The sequence below is a fragment of the Cupriavidus sp. FW305-F7 genome, from assembly GCF_058782875.1.
The window spans coordinates 1-3050 of sequence record NZ_JBYSYC010000111.1 but is presented as its reverse complement, the minus strand read 5'-3'; the positions used below and the strand labels follow the sequence as shown (position 1 = coordinate 3050).

The following is a 3050-nucleotide window of genomic DNA, read 5'->3' as shown; positions in this document are numbered from 1 at the left end:
AAACGCGATACCGGGTTGTGATTGTATCAACCAAAATGTATTTAAGTGATCGAAAGATGACTTGGAATACGGCACAAATGCGAGAACTCATCCTGTAGCGACTGTTTCGAGCAATCGAGACACACTCGTTATAGGGTCAAGCGAACAAGTGCATGTGGTGGATGCCTTGGCGATCACAGGCGATGAAGGACGCGGTAGCCTGCGAAAAGCTTCGGGGAGCTGGCAAACAAGCTTTGATCCGGAGATGTCCGAATGGGGAAACCCGGCCCGTATGGGTCATCCCTGACTGAATACATAGGTCAGGGAAGCGAACGCGGCGAACTGAAACATCTAAGTAGCTGCAGGAACAGAAATCAACCGAGATTCCCAAAGTAGTGGCGAACGAAATGGGAAGAGCCTTGTACTCTTTAGCAGCATTGTTAGCAGAACGGGATGGAAAGCCCGGCCATAGCAGGTGATAGCCCTGTATGCGAAAACAGCGTTGTGGAACTAGGTGTACGACAAGTAGGGCGGGACACGTGAAATCCTGTCTGAAGATGGGGGGACCATCCTCCAAGGCTAAATACTCGTGATCGACCGATAGTGAACCAGTACCGTGAGGGAAAGGCGAAAAGAACCCCGGGAGGGGAGTGAAATAGATCCTGAAACCGCATGCATACAAACAGTCGGAGCCTCGTAAGGGGTGACGGCGTACCTTTTGTATAATGGGTCAGCGACTTACATTCAGTGGCAAGCTTAACCGATTAGGGAAGGCGTAGCGAAAGCGAGTCCGAACAGGGCGTTGAGTCGCTGGGTGTAGACCCGAAACCAGATGATCTATCCATGGCCAGGTTGAAGGTGCGGTAACACGTACTGGAGGACCGAACCCACTAACGTTGAAAAGTTAGGGGATGAGCTGTGGATAGGGGTGAAAGGCTAAACAAATCTGGAAATAGCTGGTTCTCTCCGAAAACTATTTAGGTAGTGCCTCGTGTCTCACCTTCGGGGGTAGAGCACTGTCATGGTTGGGGGGTCTATTGCTGATTACCCCGCCATAGCAAACTCCGAATACCGAAGAGTGCAATCACGGGAGACAGACATCGGGTGCTAACGTCCGGTGTCAAGAGGGAAACAACCCAGACCGCCAGCTAAGGTCCCCAAATATAGCTAAGTGGGAAACGAAGTGGGAAGGCTAAAACAGTCAGGAGGTTGGCTTAGAAGCAGCCACCCTTTAAAGAAAGCGTAATAGCTCACTGATCGAGTCGTCCTGCGCGGAAGATGTAACGGGGCTAAGCTATATACCGAAGCTGCGGACGCACAGTAGCAATGTGCGTGGTAGGAGAGCGTTCCGTAAGCCTGTGAAGGTGTCTTGTAAAGGATGCTGGAGGTATCGGAAGTGCGAATGCTGACATGAGTAGCGATAAAGGGGGTGAAAGGCCCCCTCGCCGTAAGCCCAAGGTTTCCTACGCAACGTTCATCGGCGTAGGGTGAGTCGGCCCCTAAGGCGAGGCAGAGATGCGTAGCTGATGGGAAGCAGGTTAATATTCCTGCACCGTCGTATGATGCGATGGGGGGACGGATCGCGGAAGGTTGTCCGGGTGTTGGAAGTCCCGGTCCCTGCATTGGAGAAGGCGCTCAGGCAAATCCGGGCGCGGAATTCAAGGATGTGGGGCGAGCGGCCTAGTGCTGCGAAGCAATTGGAAGTGGTTCCAAGAAAAGCCTCTAAGCTTCAGTCATACGAGACCGTACCGCAAACCGACACAGGTGGGCGAGATGAGTATTCTAAGGCGCTTGAGAGAACTCGGGAGAAGGAACTCGGCAAATTGGTACCGTAACTTCGGGATAAGGTACGCCCTGGTAGCTTGACTGGCCTGCGCCAGAAGGGTGAAGGGGTTGCAATAAAATGGTGGCTGCGACTGTTTAATAAAAACACAGCACTCTGCAAACACGAAAGTGGACGTATAGGGTGTGACGCCTGCCCGGTGCCGGAAGATTAAATGATGGGGTGCAAGCTCTTGATTGAAGTCCCGGTAAACGGCGGCCGTAACTATAACGGTCCTAAGGTAGCGAAATTCCTTGTCGGGTAAGTTCCGACCTGCACGAATGGCGTAACGATGGCCACACTGTCTCCTCCCGAGACTCAGCGAAGTTGAAGTGTTTGTGATGATGCAATCTCCCCGCGGCTAGACGGAAAGACCCCATGAACCTTTACTGTAGCTTTGCATTGGACTTTGAACCGATCTGTGTAGGATAGGTGGGAGGCTTTGAAGCGTGGACGCTAGTTCACGTGGAGCCGTCCTTGAAATACCACCCTGGTTTGTTTGAGGTTCTAACCTTGACCCGTGAATCCGGGTCGGGGACAGTGCATGGTAGGCAGTTTGACTGGGGCGGTCTCCTCCCAAAGTGTAACGGAGGAGTTCGAAGGTACGCTTGGTACGGTCGGACATCGTACCTAAAGTGCAATGGCAAAAGCGTGCTTAACTGCGAGACCGACAAGTCGAGCAGGTGCGAAAGCAGGACATAGTGATCCGGTGGTTCTGAATGGAAGGGCCATCGCTCAACGGATAAAAGGTACTCTGGGGATAACAGGCTGATACCGCCCAAGAGTTCATATCGACGGCGGTGTTTGGCACCTCGATGTCGGCTCATCTCATCCTGGGGCTGTAGCCGGTCCCAAGGGTATGGCTGTTCGCCATTTAAAGAGGTACGTGAGCTGGGTTTAAAACGTCGTGAGACAGTTTGGTCCCTATCTGCCGTGGGCGTTGGAATCTTGACGGGGGCTGCTCCTAGTACGAGAGGACCGGAGTGGACGTACCGCTGGTGTACCTGTTGTCTCGCCAGAGGCATCGCAGGGTAGCTATGTACGGAAGAGATAACCGCTGAAAGCATCTAAGCGGGAAACTCGCCTGAAGATGAGGATTCCCTGGAGGCTTGACCTCCTTGAAGGGTCGTTCGAGACCAGGACGTTGATAGGCTGGGTGTGGAAGCGCAGTAATGCGTTAAGCTAACCAGTACTAATTGCCCGTAAGGCTTGATCCTATAACCAGTGTGTTTTGCCTGGTGTGTGATCG

General features: G+C 52.9%; 1 rRNA gene. It reads left to right on the top strand.

Features of this window, described 5'->3' with window-relative positions:
• The first annotated feature begins 134 nt into the window (after positions 1-134).
• Positions 135-3018 (top strand): 23S ribosomal RNA (locus AC3WL8_RS39760).
• Positions 3019-3050 lie beyond the last annotated feature (32 nt).